Source organism: Fusicatenibacter saccharivorans (genome assembly GCF_015557635.1).
Classification (GTDB): Bacteria; Bacillota; Clostridia; order Lachnospirales; family Lachnospiraceae; genus Fusicatenibacter; species Fusicatenibacter saccharivorans.
In genome coordinates this window covers 1-1,150 of the sequence record NZ_JADNOP010000051.1, presented here as the reverse complement: position 1 = coordinate 1,150, position 1,150 = coordinate 1, and the positions used below count along the sequence as shown (strand labels likewise).

1 pseudogene is annotated in these 1,150 nt (G+C 39.6%); it reads left to right on the top strand.

Annotated elements, in window-relative coordinates:
• Positions 1 to 72: 72 nt before the first annotated feature.
• Positions 73 to 909: pseudogene (locus I2G42_RS16220) on the top strand (tyrosine-type recombinase/integrase); the annotation flags it as partial.
• Positions 910 to 1,150 lie beyond the last annotated feature (241 nt).

Genomic DNA, 1,150 nt, shown 5'->3' with positions numbered 1-1,150 from the left:
CTGGGCTTCATATGCATCGCGTCTATTCTAATTTGGTTAAAATAAACAAAATCAAATGTTTTTCAAACACGCTCTAGGAGCATTGACACAATCAAGCTCTCTGACGCTAAGGAATGGGCGTTACGCATGAAAGACAAAGGCTTTTCCTACAATACCATTAACAATTATAAACGCTCATTAAAAGCGTCATTCTATATCGCTATACAAGACGATTGTGTAAGGAAAAATCCCTTTGATTTCAAGTTGAGTGAAGTCCTAGAAAATGATACCAAAGAGAAAGTCGCATTGACAGAAGAACAGGAACAAGCCTTACTGTCATTCATCAAGACGGACAACGTGTATCATAAGTATTACGATGATGTACTGATACTGTTAAAGACAGGACTTCGTATTTCGGAACTGTGCGGACTGACAGTAGCCGATATTGATTTCAAGAATGAGGTTGTGATTATCGACCACCAGTTACTAAAGAGCAAGGAACAGGGCTATTACATTGAAACGCCTAAGACAAAGAGCGGAACTAGGCAAGTGCCATTAAGCAAAGAAACGATACAGGCATTTCAACGGGTTATGAAGAAACGCCCAAAGACAGACCCATTTGTGATAGACGGACGGGGCAACTTCTTATTTGTCAATCCCAAAGGCAAGCCTAAAGTTGCGATTGATTACAGCACTTTATTTGTCCGTATGGTAAAGAAATACAACAAGCACCACATGGACAACCCTTTGCCACATATCACACCGCATACGCTACGCCATACGTTCTGCACAAGACTGGCAAGCAAGAACATGAACCCGAAAGATTTACAGTATATCATGGGGCATTCAAATATCAGTATCACAATGAACTGGTACGCTCATGCGTCCATAGATACCGCAAAATCAGAGGTTCAGCGTCTAATTGCATAGAAGTATTTACCACGATTTTAACCACGATTGACAGGGAAAATATAAGAAGATAAGCCTAGATATGTGAGGTTTACCACAAAGGCAAAATGCCCGTAGAGCCGATAAAATAAGGCTTTGCGGACATTTGAGAAGATATAAAAAGATAGTTAAAAAGACATATATAATTTATTCCTAAATACCGAAAGAAGGTATTGTATGGGAGAATACGCAGAGATGTCCGAGAGATAATAGCAACTTTATG